This is a genomic window from Algoriphagus aquatilis (assembly GCF_042657405.1).
Classification (GTDB): Bacteria; Bacteroidota; Bacteroidia; order Cytophagales; family Cyclobacteriaceae; genus Algoriphagus; species Algoriphagus aquatilis.
This window is the reverse complement of the sequence record NZ_JBHSKS010000005.1, coordinates 43696-67594: the sequence shown is the minus strand read 5'-3', so window position 1 is coordinate 67594 and position 23899 is coordinate 43696. Positions and strand designations below refer to the sequence as shown.

20 protein-coding genes are annotated in these 23899 nt (G+C 45.8%); 18 read left to right on the top strand and 2 right to left on the bottom strand.

The genetic code is table 11. The features are described 5' to 3' along the window. Nucleotides 1-65 precede the first annotated feature (65 nt). The 15 genes from ACFPIK_RS08470 to ftsZ all read left to right on the top strand — a co-directional run bounded on the left by ACFPIK_RS08470 (nt 66) and on the right by ftsZ (nt 18154). Entirely contained in the window at nt 66-440 is a 375-nt protein-coding gene (locus tag ACFPIK_RS08470; protein ID WP_377914191.1) for a BlaI/MecI/CopY family transcriptional regulator, read from the top strand. Continuing rightward, entirely contained in the window at nt 437-2359 is a 1923-nt protein-coding gene (locus tag ACFPIK_RS08465) for a M56 family metallopeptidase (protein ID WP_377914189.1), read from the top strand. The genes ACFPIK_RS08470 and ACFPIK_RS08465 overlap by 4 nt, the downstream gene beginning before the upstream one ends. Nucleotides 2360-2750: 391 nt before the next feature. After that, entirely contained in the window at nt 2751-3185 is a 435-nt protein-coding gene (gene mraZ / locus ACFPIK_RS08460) for a division/cell wall cluster transcriptional repressor MraZ (RefSeq protein ID WP_377914187.1), read from the top strand. A 5-nt stretch (nt 3186-3190) separates the two neighbouring features. After that, complete coding sequence (rsmH, locus tag ACFPIK_RS08455) at nt 3191-4102, top strand: 16S rRNA (cytosine(1402)-N(4))-methyltransferase RsmH (protein ID WP_377914185.1); 912 nt, start codon at nt 3191-3193, stop codon at nt 4100-4102. After that, nucleotides 4099-4482 carry an FtsL-like putative cell division protein gene (locus ACFPIK_RS08450; protein WP_377914183.1) on the top strand — a complete coding sequence of 128 codons (384 nt, stop codon included), beginning with the start codon at nt 4099-4101 and terminating at the stop codon, nt 4480-4482. The genes rsmH and ACFPIK_RS08450 overlap by 4 nt, the downstream gene beginning before the upstream one ends. Next, the gene (locus ACFPIK_RS08445; protein WP_377914181.1) at nt 4479-6587 is read left to right on the top strand and encodes a penicillin-binding protein; all 2109 of its coding nucleotides are present in this window, start codon (nt 4479-4481) and stop codon (nt 6585-6587) included. The genes ACFPIK_RS08450 and ACFPIK_RS08445 overlap by 4 nt, the downstream gene beginning before the upstream one ends. Next, on the top strand, nt 6588-8051 hold the full coding sequence (locus tag ACFPIK_RS08440) for a UDP-N-acetylmuramoyl-L-alanyl-D-glutamate--2,6-diaminopimelate ligase (protein ID WP_377914179.1): 1464 nt from the start codon (nt 6588-6590) through the stop codon (nt 8049-8051). 1 nt (nt 8052) lies between these two features. Next, the gene (gene mraY, locus ACFPIK_RS08435) at nt 8053-9264 is read left to right on the top strand and encodes a phospho-N-acetylmuramoyl-pentapeptide-transferase (protein WP_377914177.1); all 1212 of its coding nucleotides are present in this window, start codon (nt 8053-8055) and stop codon (nt 9262-9264) included. A gap of 9 nt (nt 9265-9273) precedes the next feature. Beyond that, nucleotides 9274-10629 (top strand): UDP-N-acetylmuramoyl-L-alanine--D-glutamate ligase, encoded by a 1356-nt coding sequence (gene murD, locus ACFPIK_RS08430; RefSeq protein ID WP_377914175.1) that lies wholly within the window; start codon nt 9274-9276, stop codon nt 10627-10629. Beyond that, nucleotides 10626-11804, top strand: coding sequence for an FtsW/RodA/SpoVE family cell cycle protein (locus ACFPIK_RS08425; RefSeq protein WP_377914173.1), 1179 nt, complete (start codon nt 10626-10628; stop codon nt 11802-11804). Before murD ends, ACFPIK_RS08425 begins: the two co-directional genes overlap by 4 nt. A gap of 12 nt (nt 11805-11816) precedes the next feature. Beyond that, nucleotides 11817-12926 carry an undecaprenyldiphospho-muramoylpentapeptide beta-N-acetylglucosaminyltransferase gene (gene murG / locus ACFPIK_RS08420; protein ID WP_377914476.1) on the top strand — a complete coding sequence of 370 codons (1110 nt, stop codon included), beginning with the start codon at nt 11817-11819 and terminating at the stop codon, nt 12924-12926. Next, nucleotides 12923-14329: a UDP-N-acetylmuramate--L-alanine ligase gene (murC, locus tag ACFPIK_RS08415; protein WP_377914171.1), complete on the top strand. Its 1407-nt coding sequence runs from the start codon at nt 12923-12925 to the stop codon at nt 14327-14329. Before murG ends, murC begins: the two co-directional genes overlap by 4 nt. Continuing rightward, complete coding sequence (locus ACFPIK_RS08410) at nt 14326-15081, top strand: cell division protein FtsQ/DivIB (protein WP_377914169.1); 756 nt, start codon at nt 14326-14328, stop codon at nt 15079-15081. Before murC ends, ACFPIK_RS08410 begins: the two co-directional genes overlap by 4 nt. A gap of 9 nt (nt 15082-15090) precedes the next feature. Next, nucleotides 15091-16413, top strand: coding sequence for a cell division protein FtsA (gene ftsA / locus ACFPIK_RS08405; RefSeq protein ID WP_377914168.1), 1323 nt, complete (start codon nt 15091-15093; stop codon nt 16411-16413). 115 nt (nt 16414-16528) lie between these two features. After that, complete coding sequence (gene ftsZ / locus ACFPIK_RS08400; RefSeq protein ID WP_377914474.1) at nt 16529-18154, top strand: cell division protein FtsZ; 1626 nt, start codon at nt 16529-16531, stop codon at nt 18152-18154. A 3-nt stretch (nt 18155-18157) separates the two neighbouring features. Here ftsZ and ACFPIK_RS08395 read toward each other — a convergent pair whose 3' ends face one another. After that, entirely contained in the window at nt 18158-18682 is a 525-nt protein-coding gene (locus tag ACFPIK_RS08395; protein WP_377914166.1) for an NADPH-dependent FMN reductase, read from the bottom strand. 93 nt (nt 18683-18775) lie between these two features. Here ACFPIK_RS08395 and ACFPIK_RS08390 point away from each other — a divergent pair, with 93 nt between their 5' ends. Then, complete coding sequence (locus tag ACFPIK_RS08390; RefSeq protein ID WP_377914164.1) at nt 18776-19594, top strand: purine-nucleoside phosphorylase; 819 nt, start codon at nt 18776-18778, stop codon at nt 19592-19594. A gap of 141 nt (nt 19595-19735) precedes the next feature. On the opposite strand, the gene ACFPIK_RS08385 is transcribed toward ACFPIK_RS08390, so the two are convergent. Beyond that, entirely contained in the window at nt 19736-20209 is a 474-nt protein-coding gene (locus ACFPIK_RS08385) for a hypothetical protein (RefSeq protein ID WP_377914162.1), read from the bottom strand. A 98-nt stretch (nt 20210-20307) separates the two neighbouring features. On the opposite strand from ACFPIK_RS08385, the gene ACFPIK_RS08380 reads away from it, so the two are divergent. Together ACFPIK_RS08380 and ACFPIK_RS08375 are read left to right on the top strand one after the other, a co-directional pair. Next, nucleotides 20308-22725, top strand: a complete 2418-nt coding sequence (locus tag ACFPIK_RS08380) for a TonB-dependent receptor (RefSeq protein ID WP_377914160.1) — start codon at nt 20308-20310, stop codon at nt 22723-22725. Beyond that, nucleotides 22718-23824: a DUF4249 domain-containing protein gene (locus ACFPIK_RS08375; RefSeq protein ID WP_377914158.1), complete on the top strand. Its 1107-nt coding sequence runs from the start codon at nt 22718-22720 to the stop codon at nt 23822-23824. The genes ACFPIK_RS08380 and ACFPIK_RS08375 overlap by 8 nt, the downstream gene beginning before the upstream one ends. The last annotated feature ends 75 nt before the right edge of the window (nt 23825-23899 follow it).

Here is a 23899-nt window from a genome sequence, read left to right as displayed (position 1 = left end):
TATTTATTTTGAAATTACGATTGCCTTCGTATAACTTTGGTACGAAGCTAATCGTAATTACTCCCATGAACAAACCAACTGAAGCCGAACTGGAGATTTTATCCATTCTCTGGAAACTCAAAGAAGCCAGTGTCCGCCAAGTCCACGAGCGACTTGCCGAGACCAAAGACACAGGCTACACCACTACGCTCAAGATCATGCAGATCATGCATGCCAAAGGTATGCTGGCCAGAGACGAAGAGAGTCGCACACACATTTACCGCCCGCTGGTCAAGCAGGGAGATACCCAGAAATCCCTGTTGAAAAATTTGCTGACCACTGCTTTTGGCAATTCTTCCAAATCCTTGGTAATCCAGGCTTTGGGACAGGAAAAGCCTTCTAAGGAAGAAATGGATGAAATCAGAGCTTTTTTGGATAACCTAGAAAATGATAACCGATGAAACTTTTAAATGATTGGATCCCTGCTGAACTGCTGAAAGCTTTGGGCTGGACGCTGGTTCATTCTATTTGGCAGCTCATTTTAGCCGCAACCCTGCTTTGGTTGGTTTTAAAAATCATAAAAAATAAAACTCCAGCCCTTAAATATGGGATGGCGGTAGGTTTGTTGATCCTTTCGTTTGGAGGTGTCATCGGAACTTTCATTTATCAATTGTCCCAAACAGGAGTAAGCTCAGAATTTGAAGGTGCTTTTGGAGAAATTATCTGGGTTTATCAGGGTCAGGCAAATCAACAGTTGACTTGGGAAAGCATCCTGGCGAAAGGTACTTTTTGGATTGAAAGTAACTTGTTGATTTTGGTCAATTTCTGGTTTTTTGGGGCACTGATGTTTCTTTTTAAGTTGCTAAATAGTCTCTCGGAGATCCGAAACCTTCGAAAAAACGCCTCTTTGTTAGAGGATTTCGAGGTAATCAAGATGGCGCATCGTCTTGTGGGTAAGCTAGGCGTCAGGAAGGAAGTCGAATTCCGAACCAGCACTTTAATTCAATCTCCCTTGACTTTCGGTACTATCAAGCCCGTGATATTGCTTCCTGCGGCTTTGATTTTTCAATTAAGCACTGCGCAGTTAGAAGCGATTATAGCCCATGAAATCGCCCACGTCAAGCGAAATGATTACCTCAGCAACTTGCTTCTTTCCGGTTTGGAGATCCTGTTTTTCTTTCATCCGTGCTATTGGTGGATGAGTCAGACGGTGAAAGAGCTCCGGGAAAATGCAGCTGATGATTTGGCACTTAAGGCTGGTATTCAGCCCAAAGTATTGGCCACCAGCCTTGCAGAAGTGCTCAATTTTGCGAAGCAAAATCCACCTGATCTTGCACTTGCGGCCTCCAAAAAAAGAAACCCAACCCTGCTTCGAATCAAGCGGATGCTGGGCTATGAAACTGAAAACTATCCACAAACCTCTATTATTTCTATCCCCATGCTACTTACCTTATTTCTCAGTGCCGGCCTGATGGCAAGTGCACAACAAGACGCACCAAAGTCAGAATTCAAAAATGAAAAAAGCGCAGCGATTCAATCAAGGCTTGAAATTGCGCCTGCCTGGGATACCATTCCGACTTCAAACCTGCGAAATTCCAAAATCGAGAATCATCGAATATCAATCACGACTGAGGATGGCAAAACCTATCACATCATCGGAGATAAAATGATCTCAGGTAAGGATACCTTAGCGATTAGCAATAAAGTAAGACTAGAATTGGAGAAGTTGATGCAATTTGATGCGGAAAACATGCCAGAGCTGATTATCCCTGATGCTCCGGAGTTTGACCATGAATGGATTGCTCCTGCTCCTGATTATGATCTGGATATTCCTTTGCCTCCGGATCCAATCGAGCCACCTTTTGAAAGTTTTGAATTCGAGAATTTTTCTACATGGAATTTTAGTTTCGGAGACACCTCGAAAATGAGTAAAGAAGAGCGGGAGAGATGGAGAAAAGAAATCGAGTTAATGGCCAAGGAAGGAGCAATCCATACCGAAAAGATGTCTAAAGAGTGGGAGAAAAAATGGCGAGAAAATGAATCTTCTCGTCGTGAAAAAATGGCAGAATGGGAAGCGAAATTTCAACTAGAATTCCAGCCGAAATTGAAAGAGTTCGAACAAAAAATGAAGGCATGGCAAGAAGCAAATGAGCCAAAAATCAAGGAGTTCGAATCAAAAATGAAAGCCTGGCAAGAAGCTCAAGAGCCGAAAATGAGGGAATTTGAACTCAAAATGAAAGAGTGGGAAGCAGCCCATAAACCCAAGATGGAGGAATTCCAACGAAAAATGGAAGCTTGGCAAAAAGAACATCAGGTGAAAATGGAAGAACTCCAAAAGCTACTTAAAGAGGAGTTCCAAAAAGAAAAAGATAAAAATTAATTGTGTGTTGATACCTCATAAAAGACCTGTCCCTTAGGGCAGGTTTTTTAATTTTTAGCTATTCGAAATGGACAAGAGATAGGTTTTTCATGGGATTTTCTCCCACATTTTTTCAGTTCGTATCCAAGTGGGTAGCATGAGTTAAGAGATTTAGATTCAAAAACCTCAAATATGGCCTAATTAGGCCTATTTTTTTGCTCTTTACTCCTGCTGCTAAACCTTTGAGAATCAATAAAATTTTCTTGGGTTTTTTCTAAAAAATATTGGGTTGGAACATTCTTTTGGCTACTTTTAAAACAAAGTGGGAAAAAGTGGGGGAAAGTGGTAGAATGTGTACGCCATTTTCTTACTTTTGTTTTTACAGAAAACTCTACCGAATAGAAGTAAGCCAATGTTCAACAGTCAATACGATAGCAAGCTAGATCCCAAAGGGCGTCTGGTGTTGCCTGCCAAGATCAAGGCGGCAATTCCTGAGGCTAACGGGACGTCGCTCATGCTCCGCATGGCTGAAGACAAATGCCTTGCGCTCTATCCCATGGTAGAGTATAAGAAGCTAGAGAGTCAGATTAAATCCCTGAATATCAACAATCCAGAGCAGCGTATGCTGCAAAGGTCTTTTTTCAATTCCATCGTCGAGGTGGAATTGGATGCTGCGGGGAGATTGCTGATTCCCAAGCTTTATCAAACCTATGCCAGCCTGGACAAGGACGTCGTGGTCGTGGGCATGGGAACTCGTATCGAACTCTGGAATCCTGACAATTACCTCAAAAACATCATTGTAGATCCGGCGGACTTGTCCGGCCTGATGGAAAAGTATCTCTCCTAAGCGCTATGACTGAGTCTGTGTACCATATCCCAGTGATGCTCGCCCAATGCACTGAAGGCTTGGCTATTGATCCCAACGGGATCTATGTCGATGTCACCTTTGGGGGTGGAGGTCATTCCAAGGAAATTTTAAAACACCTGGATAAAGGCCATCTCTATGGATTTGATCAGGATAGCGATGCGCTGGCAAATGCTCCTGAAGATCCTCGATTCACATTCGTACAGGCCAATTTCCGGGATATCAAGCGGTACCTGAGGCTGTATGGTGTGAAGCAAGTGGATGGGATCTTGGCTGATTTGGGGATTTCCTCGCATCAGATTGATGAGCCGAGTAGGGGTTTTTCGACCCGGTTTAGCGGCAACCTGGACATGAGGATGAATCAGTCGGCAGAAATATCTGCCAAAGATGTCCTGAATACCTATGAGGAAGGAAAGCTTCATAAGATTCTCGGGATCTATGGGGAAGTCAAAAATGCCAAAACGCTGGCTCAAGCAATTGTAGCAGAGCGTGCGGCAAAGCCATTTGAGACGACAGAAGGCTTTACGGCATTCTTGAAAAAGTTTGCACCGAGAGGAAAGGAATACAAATACTTCGCTCAGGTCTTTCAGGCGTTGAGAATTGAAGTAAACGATGAAATGGGAGCATTGGAAGAAATGCTCCTGAGTGCAGTGGAATTGCTCAAGCCCGAAGGGCGACTGGTAGTCATGAGCTACCATAGTCTAGAGGACCGTCTGGTGAAAAACCTGATGGCAAAGGGCAAATTCCAGGGTGAGGTGGAAAAGGATTTTTACGGAAATCTGATCCGTCCTCTGGAGCCAGTGACTAGAGGTGCTGTGGTGGCCGATGAGCAAGAGCTCGTGACTAATCCTCGGTCTCGAAGTGCCAAGTTGAGAGTAGCTAAGAAAGTAGGAAAATGAGTCAAAACACCTTTAAGCGCAAACTGAAGGCCGGGAACACACCGAAAGGAGGTCCCCAAAAGACCATTTTTACCTGGATGGAAGAGAAACTGGATGTGACAGGAATTTTGGGAGAAGGAGTACCGGTGCAATTGGTACCCCCTGTCGGATTTCTGGTACTGCTCGCTTTAATCTACATCTACAGCAATCACCGTGCAGAGAGCATGGTCCGAAAAATTGAAAAAGCCCAACAAGAAGTGGAAGATCTGCGAGCAGATGTCACCACCCTTGAGGCAGAATACATGCAAAGCAGCATGCAGTCAGAAGTGGCCAAGCGTGCAGCCCAGCTTGAAATCTATGAATTGAACCAGCCACCGATCAAAATCGAGGTAAGCAAGTGAACATCAAACGCTCCATAGTGCTCCGAGTAAGGGTGATTTTCATCCTGGTGGCTTTGGCTGCGTGTGCCATTCCTTATAAGATCGCCGTGGTTCAGCTGAAAGAGGGCGAGAAATGGAAGGCAAAAGCCGAGCAGGTCAACTTCCAGTACCGAGAAGTGCCCGCTACCCGGGGAAATATCTATGCGGCTGATGGCAGTTTATTGGCTACCAGTCTTCCTTTTTACCGAGTGGCTATCGATCCTACTGTGGTCAAAGATGTCAAGTTCAAAAATGGGATAGATTCCCTATCAAGATTGCTCTCCTCATTTTATAAAGACAAGTCTGCGACAGCCTACCGCCGCATGATTCAGGATGCGAGGACCGAGAAAAAGCGCTTTCTGGTTCTTAATAGGACTCAAATCGGGTTTCAGGAAATGCAGCTCATGTCTAAGTGGCCGATTTTTAGAGAAGGCCGAGCTGGCGGTGGAGTTATTTTTGAAAAAGTAGAAAAGCGATACCGCCCGTTCAACTCCTTGGCTAGCCGTACGGTTGGTTTTTTGAATGAAGATGAAAACGGAGCCGGAATCGAATATTCCTTCAACAATTACCTCAAAGGTACCGATGGAAAGGCTTTGTTTCAGCGGCTTTCCGGCAATGTATGGAAGCCCATGTTTGATGCAGATGACATCAAGCCGGAGAATGGATATGATGTATTCACCACCTTGGATGTAAATATCCAAGACATCGCAGAGACAGCTTTGAGAAGACAGTTGACCGATCGGGATGCTGCATTCGGTTCAGTGATTGTCATGGAGGTCAAGACAGGGCACGTCAAAGCCATTTCCAATCTTCAAAAAAATAAAAGTGGAGTAGGCTACTCTGAAAGCTACAACTACGCAGTGGGTGACATCGGAAGCGTTGAGCCAGGATCTACATTCAAACTAGTGTCGATGTTAGCCCTATTGGAGGAAAATAAAGTGACTCCCAATGAGCTGATCGAGACAGGAAATGGTGCACATCGCTTCTACAATCAAACCATGTACGATGCCAAGTACGGGGGGTATGGTACAATTACCATAAGAGAGGCATTTGAAAAATCATCCAACGTAGCGATTTCCAAATTGGTGGACATGCATTTTGGCTCCAGTCCTTCCAAGTTTATGGGGTATGTGGAAAAGGTTGGTTTGGCCGAACCTATGAATCTCCAGATTTCCGGAGAAGGTAAACCGTTTTTCAAAAAACCGGGAGCAAAAAACTGGTATGGGACCTCTCTTCCCTGGATTTCGATTGGGTATGAGTCCAAAGTCAATCCAATTCACACCCTAGCGCTCTACAATGCGGTAGCAAACAACGGCGTAATGATGAAGCCGCTTTTTGTCAAAGCGGTTGGAAGCGGTAATCAGATGGTAGAGACCTTCGAACCGACCGTATATCGCAAACAAATCGCATCCGAAAAAACAATTAAGCAGCTTCAGGCACTCCTCTTGGGAGTGGTAGAAACCGGGACTGCCAAGAATATCAAAAACGACAACTACAAAATCGCTGGAAAAACCGGAACTGCTCAAAAGCTTGTCAACGGCAAATACACCGAAACCTACTACACCAGCTTTGCAGGGTACTTTCCCGCTGATCGTCCAAAGTACAGCATGATTGTGGTGATTGATAGCCCAACAGGTCTTGCAGCATATGGTGGAGATGTCTCTGCACCGGTTTTCAAGGAAATAGCTGATCGAATCTATGCGCTGGATATGGAGCTAAATCCGGTAGATCAGACCAAGATTTTCACTGCTGAAAATCTTACTTCCAAACTCCCTGAGGTGGGTACAGGAAAAGGAGAGGAGCTGCAGGGAATCTTTGAGCAATTGGGAATTTCTGCCAAGACTCCTTCTGCTGAGGATTGGATTTCTGTGGCAGTCACTGACGATAAAATCAATTTAAAAATCAACGACACAGAAAAGCCTGTGGTGCCTGATGTGTCTGGAATGCCTTTGAGAGATGCCCTTTTCATTTTGGAAAACAAAGGCATTAAAGTGAATTACAACGGAAGGGGTAGGGTCATTGAGCAGTCCATTATGCCAGGTACCCAGCTGACTCCCAATACCACCATTAACCTAGTGCTTGGATAGATGAACGTGCTGAAGGACATATTATATAAGGTTTCACTTACCTCGACTATCGGCGACATGGAGCGTCGGGTGAGTGATATTGTATTTGATAGTAGAAAAGTGAGTGCCAATGCAGCATTTGTAGCTGTGCCCGGTACTCAAGTGGATGGTCATGATTTTATCCAGACTGCCTTGGAAATGGGTGCTTCCACCGTGGTTTGCGAGCGGCTTCCGGAGCAGTTGAAAGAAGATGTGACCTATGTGCAGGTAGTCAGTTCTGCCAAAGCATTGGGTATCATGGCTTCTAATTTTTATGGAAATCCATCAGATAAGATCAAAGTTGTAGCAGTCACCGGGACCAATGGCAAGACAACTACGGTAACGCTTTTGCACCAGCTTTTTGTCCGAATGGGCTACAGCACCGGCTTACTTTCTACAGTAGAAAATAAAATCAACGAGGAGGTAATTCCTTCGACCCATACTACGCCGGATGCGGTGAGTGTGCAGGCCTTGCTTCGCAAAATGGTAGATGCCGGATGTACGCACTGCTTTATGGAGGCGAGTTCCCATGCCATCGTACAGGAGCGAATTGCCGGTTTAAAGTTGGCTGGAGCGGTATTTACCAATATTACCCACGATCACCTTGACTATCACGGCACCTTTGACGAGTACATCAAGGCTAAGAAGAAGCTCTTTGATGAACTTCCCAAAGATGCTTTTGCCTTGGTCAATGCGGACGATAAGCGGGGGATGGTCATGGTGCAAAACTGCAAAGGCACCTATCAGACTTTTGGCTTGAAATCAGCCGCTGACTTTAAAGCGAAAATCCTATCCAATACACTGGAAGGCCTCGAGCTGGATATCAATGGCAAGTTGATCTGGTTTAGAATGATTGGCTCTTTCAATGCTTACAATCTCCTTGGAGTATTGGGAGTAGCAGTCCTTTTGGGTGAGGACGAAGAGGAAGTTCTAAGACAGCTATCCGGGATTAAAGGTGCCAAAGGGCGTTTTGACCGAATTTCAATTGGTGGTATCACTGCCATCGTGGATTATGCCCACACCCCGGATGCCTTGGACAATGTCCTCAAGACGATCAATGCTTTCCGGACCGGAAATGAGCAGCTGATCACGGTAGTGGGATGTGGAGGAAACCGAGACAAAACCAAGCGCCCAACCATGGCGAAGATTGCCGTTTCGGAGAGCACCAAGGCCATTTTCACTTCTGACAATCCGCGATTTGAAGAACCCATGGAGATCCTCCGGGATATGCAGGCTGGCGTAGGGCCTTCGGAAGTACGGAAAACCCTCACCATCGAGGACCGAAGAGAGGCCATCAAGACAGCCATTATGCTTTCCCAAAAGGGAGATATCATCCTCATTGCCGGTAAAGGCCATGAAGATTACCAAGAAATCAAAGGCGTAAAGCATCACTTTGATGATGCAGAGGTCGCGACAGAATTATTAACCCAATTGACAGGAAACTAAGATGCTCTACCCCATTTTTGATTACCTAGATCGAGTGTTGGACATCCCGGGAACGGGCGTGTTCCGATACATCTCGTTCCGTGCAGGAATGGCAGCTGTGATTTCTTTGATCATTACCATCACGTTTGGCCATCACATCATCAATTGGATCCGAAACAGACAAATCGGTGAGACTGTCCGTGATTTGGGACTGGAAGGACAAAGCCAAAAGAAAGGCACACCTACGATGGGAGGCCTGATGATGATCGCCGCGATCCTCATTCCTACTTTACTTTTTGCCAATCTGAATAATATCTACATCATCCTTCTTTTGATCACGACAGTTTGGTTGGGATTGATAGGATTCTTGGACGATTACATCAAGGTTTTTCGCAAAAACAAGGAAGGATTGAAGGGTAGATTCAAAATTGTAGGACAGATTGGAATCGGTATCATCGTGGGTGCCACACTTTATTATCATGACGATGTGGTCGTTCGTGAATTTTCCACTCCGGTATCTGTAGAGAGTGGTGTTGTGGAGACTCCGGCATTCCAAGATGTCAAAGCACTCAAGACTACCATTCCATTTTTCAAAAACAACGAACTCAACTATGAGAACCTCCTCGGTTTCATGGGTGAGTCCATGGTACCTGTACTCTACATTTTGGTTGCGATTTTCATCATCACGGCTGTATCCAATGGGGCAAACATCACTGACGGGATCGACGGATTGGCTGCAGGTACCTCTGCAATTATTGGATTGGCGATTGCCATTTTCGCTTACCTGAGTGGTAATGCCATTTTCTCCCAATACCTCAACATCATGTACATTCCCAACTCCGGGGAGCTCGTGATTTTTGCTGCAGCATTTATCGGGGCATGTATCGGTTTCCTCTGGTACAATGCCTATCCGGCTCAAGTTTTTATGGGAGATACCGGTTCGCTGATGCTCGGTGGAGTGATCGCAGTATTGGCTTTGACCCTTCGCAAGGAGCTATTGATTCCGGTTATGTGCGGGATTTTCTTAGTCGAAAATCTCAGTGTCATGATTCAGGTCAGCTATTTCAAATACACAAAAAGAAAATATGGAGAGGGACGAAGGATTTTCTTGATGTCTCCTCTTCACCATCATTACCAGAAAAAAGGCATTCACGAAGCCAAGATCGTGACTCGATTTTGGATCGTGGGAATCCTCTTGGCAGTCATCACTTTGGCAACCCTTAAACTGAGATAAAACATCGTCATGAAACAACTAGCCATCCTTGGAGCCGGAGAAAGCGGATTGGGAGCAGCACTGCTCGCCAAGCGGGAAGGCTATGGCGTGTGGGTTTCGGATATGGGAGCCATTTCTTCATCCAGAAAAGAAGCCTTGATTGAGGCAGGGATAGGTTTTGAGGAGGGTGGTCATGATGAAGCAAAAATTCTTTCCTCAGACTTGATCATCAAAAGTCCGGGGATTCCAGACAAGGCTCCTTTGATCAAAAAGGCCCATGAGGAGGGAATTCCGGTAATCGATGAATTGGAGTTTGCCTGTCATTACTCTGCAGGTAAGGTGATTGCCATCACAGGTACCAATGGAAAAACAACCACGACCCTTCTGACCTACCATCTGCTTAAAGAGGCAGGGTTGGATGTGGGGCTTGCAGGCAATGTGGGAAAAAGCTGGGCGGGCCAATTGGTAGAAAAGGACCACGATTGGTGGGTCATTGAGACTTCCAGCTTTCAGATTGACGGTTTTATGTGCTTCAGACCCAACATTGCGGTCCTGACCAATATTACTCCGGATCACTTGGATCGATATGAGTACCAGCTGGACAACTACATCATGTCCAAGATGGGCTTGTTTAAAATGATGACCTCCAGAGACAAGGCTATTTATTACAAGGAGGATCTTCTGAGCCAAAAAGGACTTCAGATAAAGCCGGCTAAAGCCTCAGCTTTTTGGATCTCACTTGAAGAAAAGCAAGAAAAAGGAGGCTTCAGCGATGGAGAGCTGTTGATTATCAATGCCGCAGATAAGACTGCAAAAATTCCAGTCAGTGGACTTTCCATCCAAGGCAAGCATAATATTCTGAACTCGCTATTCGCTGGTACTGCTGCTCTTCTGGCAGGATTGACGGAAGAGCAGTTGATAGCAGGTTTCAAAACCTTCAAAAATGCTCCTCACCGGATGGAATTGATCCGTACGGTGGATGGTGTTCGCTTTGTCAACGATAGCAAAGGTACCAATGTGGAGTCTACTTACTATGCTTTGGGAAGCTACACGGATCCCATGATCTGGATAGCCGGAGGTGTGGACAAAGGGAATGATTACACGGTGCTCTATGACTTGGTCAAGGATGGTAAAGTGAAAGCCCTGATCTGCTTGGGTACCGATAATGAAAAGCTCAAAAAGGCTTTTGCGGGAAGTATCTCTGAAATCAGAGAAACTCAGGATATCCGTGAAGCAGTGCTTTGGGGACAACAATTGGCAGCTAAAGGTGAAGTAGTGTTGCTTTCACCGGCATGCGCCAGCTTCGATTTGTTCAAAAATTACGAAGACCGCGGCGAGCAGTTTCGTTCAGCGGTTTTGAATTTAAATGAAAACCAAGAGGTATGAATCACCTGAAGGCATGGATAGACGAGCATTTTAAGGGCGATCCCATGATCTGGGCGATCGTGATTTTGCTTTCTATGTTCAGCATTCTGGTGGTATACTCAGCCACCGGGACCTTGGCTTATAAGACTGCCGGAGGCAATACAGAATTGTATTTGTTCCGTCATTCCTTCTTGGTGTTCCTGTCACTTTTTGTGATGTGGCTGGCGCATAAGATGCCTTACAGGAAATATGCCCTTTATGCGAGGCTGTTCATGTACCTGTCCATTCCACTATTGGCGGTGACATTCTTCTTTGGGGACAATATCAATGAGGCCAATCGTTGGTTGACCATTCCGGTCATCAATCAGGCATTTCAGCCTTCAGATTTGGCGAAACTCTCCTTGATTGCAGCACTTGCTGCCATGCTTGCCAAGCGTCAAAACAACATCGAGGACTTGACGGGTACTTTGCTTCCCATCATTATTTCCATCGGAGCCATCTGCGCACTCATCGGCATGGCCAATATGTCCACGGCTATTTTATTATTGATGACTTGTCTGCTGATCATGTTCATTGGACGAGTTCCTGTGAAGCATTTGGCACTTGTGGTCATGGTCGGGTTATTAGGATTGTCTATTGCATTGATTGCAGGTCAGCGTTTGGAGACTTTTATTTCCCGGATTGAGTCTTTCAAGGAATCCAAAGGAGATGACACCAAAATTCCTTTTCAGGCAGAGCAATCTTACATCGCTATTGCTACGGGAGGTATTACCGGAAAAGGTCCCGGTAACAGTGATCAAAGAAATTCACTGCCTCACCCGTATTCTGATTTCATCTACTCCATCATCATCGAGGAATACGGCATGGTGGGTGGAGCTGCAGTGCTTTTCCTCTACCTCGCACTCCTCTATCGCGGGATGCGAATCGTCGCCAATTCCAACAAGGCCTTCGGAGGTTTGCTTTCCGCAGGTTTGAGTTTCGCCTTGGTCATCCAAGCCTTGGTCAATATGGCCGTGGCCGTGGGGTTGGGGCCAATTACTGGACTTCCGTTGCCGCTTTTGAGCATGGGAGGCACCTCTTTGATTTTCACCGGAACTGCCCTTGGGATTATCCTAAGTGTGAGCCGTGGAGATCATCAGGATGAGGCTGTAGCAGCCGAATCCAATAAAGTAAGTAACCGATTACGAACAGCATAAACCCAAAAAGCCATTAGCGCTCAGTCTACATATCGAATTCTCATCAGCGGTGGAGGCACCGGGGGACATATCTATCCCGCGATTGCCATCGCCAATGCCTGGAAGGAAAAATATCCTGACAGTGAGATTCTATTTGTGGGTGCTCTGGGCAAAATGGAAATGCAAAAAGTGCCCGAAGCAGGCTATCCAATCAAAGGACTCCCTGTGGCTGGTCTTCAGCGCAGTTTGTCTTTGGCCAACCTGAGCTTTCCTTTCAAACTCTGGAAAAGCTTGAGAATGGCAGCGCAGATTGTAAAGGAATTCCGTCCGCATGCAGTGGTGGGAGTAGGCGGCTATGCGAGTGGTCCGGTGCTTTATGCGGCGCAAAATAAGGGAATCCCTACCCTCCTTCAGGAGCAGAATTCCTACGCAGGGCTGACCAATAAGCTATTGGCCAAAAAGGCCCATTCCATCTGCGTGGCTTATCCGGGCATGGATCAGTTTTTCCCAGCCGGAAAAATCAAGATTACCGGAAATCCTGTCCGAAAAGACATTTTGGACTTGTCAGGAAAAAAGGAAAAAGGGATCGAACATTTCGGATTGGCTACAGACCGAAAGACCATTTTGGTACTCGGAGGATCATTGGGAGCACGTACGCTCAATCAGGCTGTGCTACAGGATATGCAAAAGCTGGAAGAAGCAGGCTACCAAGTCCTGTGGCAGAGTGGAAAATTCTACTTCAAGGACATGCATGCCAAGCTGGAAGATACCGGTCTGAAGCACATTCACTTGAGGGAATTTATCCGCGAAATGGACTTGGCGTATGCTTCGGCAGATGTGATTGTGTCACGAGCTGGCGCGCTTTCGGTATCCGAACTCAGCTTGGTAGGAAAACCGGTGATTTTCATCCCCTCTCCTAACGTGGCTGAAGATCATCAAACCAAAAATGCGATGGCCTATGTCAACCATCAGGCGGCAGTGCTCCTCCGAGATACAGAGGCAGTAGGTCAATTGAAAACCAAAGTAGATGAGCTCCTTCAGAACACTGCTATTGCAGCGACTCTTGGAGAAAATATGAAAAAACTGGCTAAGCCGGATGCGGCAAATGCCATTATCAACGAACTCGAATTCTTAGTCAAATGACATTCAAAGGAATACATAAGGTCTTTTTCCTCGGTATCGGCGGTATCGGCATGAGTGCTTTGGCGCGTTGGTTTCGTCATGAGGGATATCCTGTGGCAGGATATGACAAGACTCCTTCGCCTTTGACTGAAGAGCTGGAGAAAGAGGGAATGCAGATCACTTTTGAGGATAAAGCAGATAGTATCCCATTTGATTTCACCACTGATCCAGATGAGGTCTTGGTGGTTTGGACGCCTGCGATTCCAAAAGACAGTGTGCTTCTCAACTTTTTCCAGGCCCATTACCAACTCAAAAAACGATCTGAAGTCCTGGGTATGATTACCAAGGATTTTTATACCATCGCCGTGGCGGGAACACATGGCAAAACCAGTACCTCTTCGCTTATTGCACATTTGTTGAAGTCAGCAGGAAAGCCTGTGGCGGCTTTCTTGGGCGGTATTACTCAGAATTACAACAGCAACCTGATTCTTCCGGGTAAGTCTAAAGAGGCGACCCTCGTGGTGGTAGAGGCGGATGAATTTGACCGCTCTTTCCTCCGACTTCACCCCAATGAAGCTGTGGTCACCAGTGCAGATCCGGATCATTTGGATATCTATGGTGACGAGGCGACCATCTTGGACGGCTTCAGAGAATTTATCCGTTTGGTAGATAAAAAAGGCAAGCTCTACCTCCAGACTCATGCTTGGTATCGTCTGGGGGAACAGGTGGGTTCGGGGGCAGGAATCCGTGAATACGGACTTCGCTCCTCAGGCATTCATGCCGAGAATATCATTGCCAAGCCAGGGACTTTCCAATTCGATTACATCGGAACCAAGGCTCAAATCAAGGGTTTGGAGCTTCACATTCCAGGATTTCATAATGTGGAAAATGCTTTGGCAGCCATAGCTATTGCGGTAGATCATGGAGTCACTGAAGACCAGATTCGAGAAGGAATCAAGTCATTTCGTGGAGTAAAGAGACGTTTTGAAATTCACTCTTCTACTCCGGGTGCTATTTACATCGATGACTATGCTCATCATCCGGAGGAAATCAAAGCTTGTCTTAGCTCTGTACGGGCCATGTTTCCGACCCAAAGAATGACGGTCATCTTCCAACCGCATCTCTTCACCCGTACCCGGGATTTTGCAGAGGGATTCTCAGAAAGTCTATCCTTGGCTGACGAGGTAGTGCTCTTGGATATTTATCCCGCACGAGAGCTTCCTATTCCTGGAGTGACATCAGAGATGCTTATGGGTGGAATCAAGGCTGGCAAGAAGACTTTGATTCAGAAAAATCAGGTGATGGATTACCTGAAGGAATCCCAGCCCGAGGTCTTAGTGACCATGGGTGCAGGAGATATTGACCGTTTGGTACCTGCCATCGCAGCTTGGATGAATTCAATCGCTAAATCCGGCCAATCATGAATAAGAGAAAGCTAAAAAAGGGACTTGGATTTATGACGCTCTGCTTGGTTTTGGTAGGGTTTATTGGATTTGTGGAAAAGCAAGTTCAGCTCAAAACCTACCAAGGATTGGAGATTGATCTAGAGGCAGTAAGTGGGGTGTACTTCGTCGAGGAAAAGGAAATTGAAGGGATTGTGTCTTCAGCATTTCCGGAATTGAAAGCCGGACTTCCGCTGTCAGAGGTTCCATTGAGCGCCATGGAGGAAAGGCTTCTTGGTCATCCCTTCATCAAGTCAGTGGAGGCCTCAGTCGGTCAAAAAGGAATTGTTAAAGTGAGCATCACTCAGCATGAGCCGATTGCAAGAATTGCCAGACCGGATGCTGCCGATGGCTACATCACCAAGGAAGGGTTGATCATTCCTACCTCTCCGACCTATACCAGTAGGGTATTGATTTTGGAAGGAGCCTATGCTGAAGAATTGATGAATCAGGGAAGTGTGGAGGCCATGCCCGAACTGATGCCTTTGATCCAATTCATCACCATGGATGAGTTTTGGAATGCCCAAGTGACTGAGCTGGAGATTAATAAAAAGAACGATATACGAATTCACCAGCAAGTGGGGAAGCAGGTGATCGAATTTGGGGACGCACTGGACTTTGAGAGCAAATTCAAGCGAATTGAAGTGCTGTACAAGGAAATTTTACCGAGAAAAGGCTGGAATGCTTATGAGCGCATCAGCGTGAAGTTTAAAAATCAAATTGTTTGTGAATAAAGCTTGGATATGGAAAACGACAAACTGATTGTAGGTCTGGACATTGGGACGACTAAGATCTGCGCGATCATCGGACGCAAAAATGAATTTGGCAAGCTCGAGGTACTCGGCATGGGCAAGGCTGTCTCTGACGGAGTCGATCGAGGGATAGTGACCAATATCGAAAAGACGGTCAATGCCATCCAAAAGGCTGTGGAGGAATGTGCAAACATGGCTGATGTGGATATTGCTGAGGTAATCGTCGGTATCGCTGGCCAGCATATTCAGAGCAAAATCATGCATGGCAGCATCATGCGCCAGCCAACGGAGGACGAAATCACCATTGAAGATGTACTTCGCCTCACGGCCGATATGCACAACATGGTCGTGCCTCCGGGAAATAGCATTATTCACGTAATGCCACAGGAATATACCGTCGATTACGAAGGGGGTATCAAAGATCCTGTGGGTATGTCGGGTACACGATTAGAGGCTGATTTCCATATCATCACCGCACAAAGCACCGCGATCAATAACATCAACAAATGTGTCAAACGCGCGAATCTGACTTCCAAGCAGCTGATTCTCGAGCCTTTGGCCAGTTCTCTTTCTGTTTTGAGTGATGAGGAAAAAGAAGCCGGTGTTTGCCTTGTAGACATCGGAGGGGGTACGACTGATATTGCCATTTTCTACGAAAATATCATCCGACATACTGCTGTTATTCCGTTGGGAGGCAACATTATCACCTCAGACATCAAAGAAGGCTGCATGCTCATGCAGAATCAAGCTGAGCTCCTGAAGACACGCTTTGGAAAAGCAATCGCTGAAGAAGCCAATCCAAATGAAATCGTATCCATACCCGGGCTAAAAAACAGACCTCCAAAAGAGATTTCTATCCGAACCTTGGCTTCCATTATCCAGGCCAGAATGGAGGAAATCATCGAAATCGTGCAGAATGAAATCATGCAAAGTGGCTACTATAAGAAGCTTGCTGGGGGCATTGTACTCACAGGCGGAGGATCTCAATTGCAGTTTATCTCGCAGCTTTTTGAATACATGACCGGTCTGGATACCAGAGTAGGCTATCCCAATGAGCACTTAGGCAAGTCTGCTATTGAGGAAGTAAAGAGTCCGATGTATGCCACCACAGTGGGGCTGGTATTAGCAGGGTTCAAATCACTCGATGATCGGGAAGGCGCCTATAAAAGCAGGAAAGCTAATGCAGGTTTGAAACCCTCAAAAATTATGGGTGACAGAGGGAAAATCCTGAGTGACAGTATCCTAAAAGCAATCGGAACCAAACTAAGAAACATGATCACCGATGATATCGGGGATGATAAAAATTACAACTAGGGCTTATGATTGGGGGAGATAACCCGCCTTGCAGGTTATTTCCCTTTTCTTCCCCATTCACAAAAATTACTTACAACTGAAAAATTTCACCAAACCATAAAATATGTCAGATAACATGAAAGATTACAGATTTGATCTCCCAAAGAATCAAAAGTCAATTATCAAGGTAATTGGCGTTGGTGGTGGCGGTAGCAACGCCGTAAACCACATGTACAGCCAAGGCATCAAGGATGTGGAGTTTGTGGTAGTCAATACCGACGCTCAAGCCTTGAAATCAAGCCCCGTTCCTTTAAGACTACAATTGGGAGCCAACTTGACCGAAGGTCTTGGAGCTGGCGCCAATCCTGAGCAAGGAAGAAATGCTGCCTTGGAGTCTCACGAAGAAATCAGAGAACTTCTTGCTGACAACACTAAGATGGTGTTTATCACAGCAGGTATGGGTGGAGGTACCGGGACCGGTGCAGCTCCAGTTGTAGCCAAAATTGCCAAAGAACTCAACATCCTGACGGTAGGTATCGTGACTGCACCGTTTATGTTTGAAGGCAAAAAGAAAATGGCTGTTGCTCAGGCTGGTATCGAGGCGCTTCGCGAAAATTGCGATACTGTTCTTGTGATTCTTAATGACAAGCTCAGAGAAATCTATGGCAACTTGGCTATCCGTACGGCCTTCAGCAAGGCAGATGATATCTTGACCACTGCGGCGAAATCCATCGCTGAGATCATCACGATTCATCAGGATGTCAACGTCGATTTTGAAGACGTGAAGACTGTCATGAAAGAAGCCGGTGCTGCAGTAATGGGTTCGGCCACCGAAGAAGGTGAAGGCCGTGCCATCCGTGCTGCTGCCTCTGCGATCTCTTCCCCTTTGCTCAACAACGTGGAAATCAAAGGAGCTCAAAAAATCCTTCTTTCCATCATGTCAGGCGAAGAAGAAGAACTTTCTATGGACGAACTCAGCGAAATCACCGAGTACATCCAAGAGAAGGCCGGAGACAATGCTGAGGTAATTTTTGGTCAGGGCATCGATTCCGAATTGGGCAAAGCTATCCGAGTGACAGTGATTGCTACAGGATTTGAGATGGATAGGCTGTCTGACAAGAGTGCCAAAAAACTAGAATCTGCTCCGGTATCTGCTTTTGCCACACCCATCGCCAGCACTCCGGTAGCTACTCCTGAAGTGGTAAAAACCGTAATCAACCTGGAATCAGGGAAGGCTCAACAAGTGAAAGAAGAGCCTATCGCAGGTGGATCTACCTTTACGTTTTCCATGCCAAAAGCTCCTGTAGCAGCTCCTAGCACTCCAAAAGTGGAAGAAGAACCCATCGAGGAATTTGTTTTTTCTGTTCAGCCAATTGTTGAGGAAAAAACAGTTGAAACTAAAGTGGAGGAGGTAGAAAAAATCGTTCACAATCTCTATGAAGAGACTGAAAAGAAGAATGAAAAACTTCCTCAGGAGTCTCAGCCTACTGCTCCGCTCTATGCCAATGATTACTATGAACAAATGAAGCAAAAGGCCATTCAGAGAGCGCATGAGCGATTTGAGAAGCTCAAAGGCAATCGGGTCTTCAATGCTTCGCCTGAAGAAATGAAAGAGAAAATGAATGTGCCTGCCTATCAGCGCAAAAATGTGGTCCTGAATGAACCACAGCACAGCTCTGAGCCAGCCATCAGCAAGTATAACCTAAGCAACGAGAGTGAAATTCTCGGCAACAATAGATACCTGCATGACAATGTGGACTAAGTCCTAAAACTCAAGCAGCATGTCTGCCTGGGTATGTAGGAGTTCTACATACAGCCTGTTGGTGAGCAGGTTATCTGACATATTTTGCTCGATTTTGGCAAGCTTCGGCTTGAGAGCAAGAACATGCATACCCAGATAATGGAAGATGTCGGTGAGGTGGCTCAGTGCGATGCCACCCCCGCCTATTCCGGAGGAGATGCCAACCAATGCACACTTTTTATTTCTGAAAGTGTTTGGATAGGTCATCCCGTCAATAAAAGTCTTCAGAATTCCCGGAAACGAACCGTTGTATTCTGCTACGATAAATACAAACTTTTTTCCTTCCTTGACGCGGTCATGAAAGGCGTTATATCCGGGATTTTTTCCGTTGTTTTCATAGAGCGCTGTGGCCGTAAAATCTGCCGGAAGGTGCTCCAGTTCTAAAATTTCAGACGCTACTCCTTTTTCTGTCAAAATGCTTTGATAGAGTTCCGCAATGGTTTTGGAAACGGAGTTCTTTCGGTTGGTACCTACGATAATCTTGATCATGGGGGTGAATTTTCTCACTCCTATACAAGCAAGTAGGGGTAAAAGTTCTAAGCCCCATCCAAAATCCTATCTTTGCTCCCAAATCAACAAACCATGGACTACCTCAATCAGATTCAAGAAGCTGTCTCATTTATTCAAAACAAGTACAACCAGCCCATTTCAGTTGGGATTATTTTAGGCACAGGCCTCGGTAGTTTGGGTAATCAGATCCAAGTCCAACTGGAGATTGATTACAAAGACATTCCGCATTTTCCGGTTTCTACAGTAGAAAGCCATTCTGGGAAACTGATTTTTGGGACTCTAGCAGGCAAAAGCGTCCTCGCCATGAAAGGCCGATTTCATTACTATGAGGGTTATTCCATGAAGGAGGTGACTTTTCCGGTAAGAGTCATGAAAAAGCTAGGAGTTTCCACGCTTTTGGTTTCTAATGCTTCCGGCGGACTCAATCCCACTCAGGAAGTGGGAGATGTAATGGTTATTTCCGACCACATCAACCTTTTCCCGGAGAACCCTCTAAGGGGTAAAAACTTCGATGAACTGGGCCCTAGATTCCCTGACATGAGCGATGCCTATTCCCGTCGACTGATCGATTTGGCCTTGGAAATTGCCAAAGAAAAAGGAATAAAACTCCACACAGGTGTCTATTGCGGCGTCGAAGGACCCAATCTTGAGACTCCTGCAGAATACAAATACCTTCGAATCATCGGAGGCGATGCAGTAGGTATGAGCACTGTACCGGAAGTATTGGTGGCAAGACACAGTGGCATGGAAGTATTTGGAATTTCGGCCATTACCGATTTGGGAGTAGAAGGTAAAATCCACCAAGTATCGCTTGAGGATGTCATAGCTGCAGCTGCAAAAGCCGAACCCGTCATGAGTCAGATCATGAGAGAGTTGGTGGGTAGAATTTAAATGTCAGATGTAGGATGTCAGATGTCCGATGAAGATTCTTAGAGTTTCTGGAATATTGTTAAGCTCAATTTTGAATAAGAAATAGCTTTAACTCACGAAAGCAAAAGACCTGTCAGGTTTCAAAAACCTGACAGGTCTTTTTTATTGCTGAGGAGGAAATTCTCTCATGGTCTGAATCATTTTTTCCATAAATGGCCTGATTTCTTGAGGCCAAAGTTCAGGAATTCGACCTACTTGCCACCAAATGATCTCAGATTCACGCTCAAAAGCCAGGTAATACCCGCCTTCCTCTACACAATTGGGACAGCCGATAAACTGCAATCCCCGAGGCATTAAGTAATCTTTTGGAAATGAGTTTTCGAGTTCCTGAGCCAAACTACCATATTTGGCGTCCATCGGGGAAGTTTTATAGACAATGATAGGCGCCTCTCGGAAGCTTCGCATGTTGTCTTCGTAGAGTTTACCTCCTTCAAACTTGTAAATTTGGATGCAATTGCCTTCACATAAGAGGTTCCACTGGCCAAAGATAAAAGCTTCCTCGTCTGGCTTCTCTTCTTCTTTGCAGGCGGTCAGCAGGGGAAGCGCAAGGAATAACAGAAATAGGATCTTTTTCATTTGACATTGAATTTGTTTAGAAAAACGAAGTCTGATTGGGATTGGTTTTTACATTTTTCCTGTAAAAATTTAAAAAAAACAGGTTTCTTCGAAGTCTCATGTCAAAATTTTCCTTTCAGCTAATTCTATTCTTTTTCTTCGGAATTACGGTTGCATACGGCCAAACAGATTCTTTGACCTTTCGATTTGGAAAAGCTCAAAATCAACATCCCAATACCTACGTCCTTACAGGTAAAATTCTCACGGAAGAAACCAATGAACCACTTCAAGGAGTTGGTCTACATGTAAATGGCGCTTTTACCGGAACGGTCACTGATAAATATGGCTTCTACTACCTTACGCTAGAGCCGGGAGTCCATCGGGTGACTTTTCGGCATATTTCCTACATCCCTGTCTTTACTCAAGTAGAGCTGTATGACAATGGTGTAGTCAATTTGGAAATGACTGTTAAAAGTTTCGAATTGGATGGGGTGGTCGTTGTGTCCGAAGATCCTGACCGAAATGTCCGCAACGCGATCACCGGAGTCACCAAGCTCACTACGCGTGAGTTGCGATCGATCCCTGCTTTTATGGGGGAATCAGATATTTTCAAAGGCTTGCAGCTCCTTCCCGGAGTGTCTTCAGTAGGTGAAGGCACCTCTGGAATCAACGTCCGTGGAGCAAAAACAGACCAAAACCTGATTCTGATGAATGAGGCTGTGGTCTTGAGTTCCAACCATGCGTTAGGCTTTTTATCGGGATTTAATACCGATGTGACGGAAAACTTCACCCTTTACAAAGGAAACTTACCTGCTAATTTTGGAGGCCGGGCTGGTTCGGCCTTAAATATCCTGATGCGTCCCGGAGATATGAATGCCTGGAAAGGCCAAGTGGGAATGGGCACTTCCAATGGCAAATTTTTGATTGAAGGGCCTATCGCAAGCGAGAAAGCAAGCGTGATTGCAGGAGGGAGAGTTTCCAATGTCAATTGGCTGCTCAATCAAACCCAAGACCTTGACCTACAGCAAAGTAGGATCAATTTTTATGATGGCTACCTGGGCTTGACTTGGAAGCTCTCCCAAGGACATACGATGGAAGCCAATACGCTGCTGACCGGGGACCGATTCCAGTTTTCAGATCAGTTTGGCTACGAGTGGAGCAATCGGGTAAGCTCTCTTCGTTACAAAGGGATTCTTGGAGATCACCTTTCCGTCAGTGCATTGGCCGCAGACGGGGATTTTTCAAATGCTTTTATCGATCCCGAGGGAGTCGAGGCTGCGCAAGTTCGAAATGGAATGAGGTATCAGCAGGGAAAGATTTCTGCCACTTGGGCCAAAGACCAACTCGCACTCACAGGTGGATTGGAAGCGCTGAATTACCAAGGCAAACCTGAAAAATTACTTCCCTTTGGTTTGGAGTCTGGCGTACAACCTGAGCAGGTAGACAAAGAAAAGGGAGTTGAATTTTCAGGTTTTCTTTCCCTTGAGCAGGAATTGAGCGCCACCACAGGGTTGATTGCTGGTATCCGCTATTCTTCCTTTACCCAGCTTGGTCCCGATTCTGTCTATCAATACCGACCCAATGCCCCACTCATTCCTTCCAATCAAATCGGTCAGGAAGTAGTGGGATCTGGAAAAGTGGCATCTTACTCGGGTTGGGAACCGAGGATTTCATTACGTCAAAACCTTACCTCCAGTCTTTCGCTTAAGCTCAGCTATGCTCGACTTTACCAGTACGTGCAGTCCGTTTCCAATACCTTTGGACCGACGCCTATCGACCTGTGGCAACTCAGTACGAAGTATATTCCACCTCAGCGATCCGATAGTTTTTCCTTTGGGATTTTCAAAAACTCCACGGACAATCGTTGGGAGTATTCCGTTGACGGCTTTTACAGAGCCAGCCAAAATCAGGTGGAATACCGTGATTTCGCAGAAATTTTCCTTAATCCTCATTTGGAGACAGAGTTGGTTCTCGGAGAAGGAAAAGCCTATGGAGCGGAATTTATGGTCAAGAAAAATCTGGGGATAGTTACAGGATGGCTTGCCTACACCTATTCCCGGTCCTTGTTTCGTTCAATGAGCCTATTTCAACAGGAGCAGATCAATTGCAATGAGTGGTTCCCCTCCAACTTTGACAAGCCTCATGAAGTCAACTTTATTCTAAGTCGGAAAATCTATCCCCGAGGTCTATTTAATCTCTCTGCCAATTACTCCACTGGTAGACCCGTGAGTGCGGTCAATGCCAGCTATATGCTCAATGGCGGCTTGTTGGTGCCTGATTATAGTGCAAGAAATCAGTATCGAATCCCGGATTATTTCCGCGTCGATGCTTCGTTTACCGTCGAAAAAGTATTTTCAAAAAAGGGAGATTCTCTCAATTTCAGCATTTACAACTTATTTGGAAGGAAAAATGCCTATTCGATCTTTTGGCAGCGAGATGGGGATTCTCAGCAGTTGAGGCCGTATCGACTGGCGATTTTGGGATCGATTTTTCCCTCCATTACCTATAGCATTCAGTGGGGAGGTGCCAATGACTAAGTTTCGGATTCACTTGCTATGGCTCATGTTGGCCTTGTTTAATTCCTGTGTGGAAAAAATAGATTTCAAACTGGATCGATTGGACAGGGAGCGGCTGATTGTGTCGGGAACGCTGACCGATTTGGCAGAGACACAGTATGTCTACCTTTCGCAGACGACGTCCAATGCCCGAAAGCCATTTATCGCGGACGAGGAGCGAAAAATATTTACTCTCAATGATCTGCCACGACCTGTTGAAGGTGCTCGTGTGATGCTTCATTGCAAGGAGACAGGTGACCTATGGGAATATCAGGAGACCAAAGCCGGAACTTATGAGTTGATTGGATTTCGGCCTCCTCGTCCCGGATTGGAGTACGAATTGGAGATTTGGACTCAGGAAAAAGTCTATCGATCTCAACCTCAACGTATGCCTGAAGTCGTAGGCGAGGATAAATTGAGCTTTAGCTTTGAGCGGGCTCGCTTGGAAAACAATCCTGAGGCAGCTTTAATCGCAATCGCTTCAGAAGTAACCTTGCCCAATCAGACGGGAGGTTATTACCTGCGCTGGGCAGTGGAGGAAATTTATTTTTGGGACCTTACTTTTTTCCCAAATCCATTCAATACACCTCCTCCCCCGTGCTACGTCACAGAGATTTCAGATGCAGAGCGGATCACTTTGGTAAATGGAGACCTTCTAAACAGACCAGGAGCGGTCAGTAGTCAGATTTTAGCGAAAAGACTGGTGGATCAGTCCTTTCTAAGTCGACATTATTTCAATGTCAAACAACTGAGCATCACCAAAGACGCACATGATTATTGGAGAAAGGTTAGGCAATTGGTAAATAATACAGGCTCTGTGTTTGATATACCTCCTGCACCCATAAGAGGAAATATGTACAATGTGGACGACCCTGAGGAAGTGGTGTTGGGTTACTTTGAAGTAGCCAAGGCGAAAATCACCCGAATCTATACTACTCGAGCAGATGTCCCATTCTTTTTGGAGGAGGTTTGCGAATACGTTCCGGGCAAACGCGCCACTGAGTACAAGCCAACTTGCTTGAGCTGTAACGTCTTCCCAAACAGCACCAGCCAACAACCCGAATGGTGGTTTGATCAATAATCAATGATCAATTTTCAATAACCAATGACCAATGACCTGGAAATAATGATCAATTACTTAGCCACCAATTATCAA

Coding starts and splice junctions, on each gene's coding strand:
- ACFPIK_RS08450 (WP_377914183.1), top strand. CDS start 4,099: ATGAGTCAAAACACCTTTAAGCGCAAACTGAAGGCCGGGAACACACCG.
- ACFPIK_RS08390 (WP_377914164.1), top strand. CDS start 18,776: ATGGACTACCTCAATCAGATTCAAGAAGCTGTCTCATTTATTCAAAAC.
- ACFPIK_RS08410 (WP_377914169.1), top strand. CDS start 14,326: ATGAATAAGAGAAAGCTAAAAAAGGGACTTGGATTTATGACGCTCTGC.
- ACFPIK_RS08375 (WP_377914158.1), top strand. CDS start 22,718: ATGACTAAGTTTCGGATTCACTTGCTATGGCTCATGTTGGCCTTGTTT.
- mraZ (WP_377914187.1), top strand. CDS start 2,751: ATGTTCAACAGTCAATACGATAGCAAGCTAGATCCCAAAGGGCGTCTG.
- ACFPIK_RS08440 (WP_377914179.1), top strand. CDS start 6,588: ATGAACGTGCTGAAGGACATATTATATAAGGTTTCACTTACCTCGACT.
- ACFPIK_RS08380 (WP_377914160.1), top strand. CDS start 20,308: ATGTCAAAATTTTCCTTTCAGCTAATTCTATTCTTTTTCTTCGGAATT.
- ACFPIK_RS08395 (WP_377914166.1), bottom strand. CDS start 18,682: ATGATCAAGATTATCGTAGGTACCAACCGAAAGAACTCCGTTTCCAAA.
- ACFPIK_RS08465 (WP_377914189.1), top strand. CDS start 437: ATGAAACTTTTAAATGATTGGATCCCTGCTGAACTGCTGAAAGCTTTG.
- ACFPIK_RS08425 (WP_377914173.1), top strand. CDS start 10,626: ATGAATCACCTGAAGGCATGGATAGACGAGCATTTTAAGGGCGATCCC.
- ftsA (WP_377914168.1), top strand. CDS start 15,091: ATGGAAAACGACAAACTGATTGTAGGTCTGGACATTGGGACGACTAAG.
- ACFPIK_RS08385 (WP_377914162.1), bottom strand. CDS start 20,209: ATGAAAAAGATCCTATTTCTGTTATTCCTTGCGCTTCCCCTGCTGACC.
- rsmH (WP_377914185.1), top strand. CDS start 3,191: ATGACTGAGTCTGTGTACCATATCCCAGTGATGCTCGCCCAATGCACT.
- murC (WP_377914171.1), top strand. CDS start 12,923: ATGACATTCAAAGGAATACATAAGGTCTTTTTCCTCGGTATCGGCGGT.
- ACFPIK_RS08470 (WP_377914191.1), top strand. CDS start 66: ATGAACAAACCAACTGAAGCCGAACTGGAGATTTTATCCATTCTCTGG.
- murD (WP_377914175.1), top strand. CDS start 9,274: ATGAAACAACTAGCCATCCTTGGAGCCGGAGAAAGCGGATTGGGAGCA.
- mraY (WP_377914177.1), top strand. CDS start 8,053: ATGCTCTACCCCATTTTTGATTACCTAGATCGAGTGTTGGACATCCCG.
- ftsZ (WP_377914474.1), top strand. CDS start 16,529: ATGAAAGATTACAGATTTGATCTCCCAAAGAATCAAAAGTCAATTATC.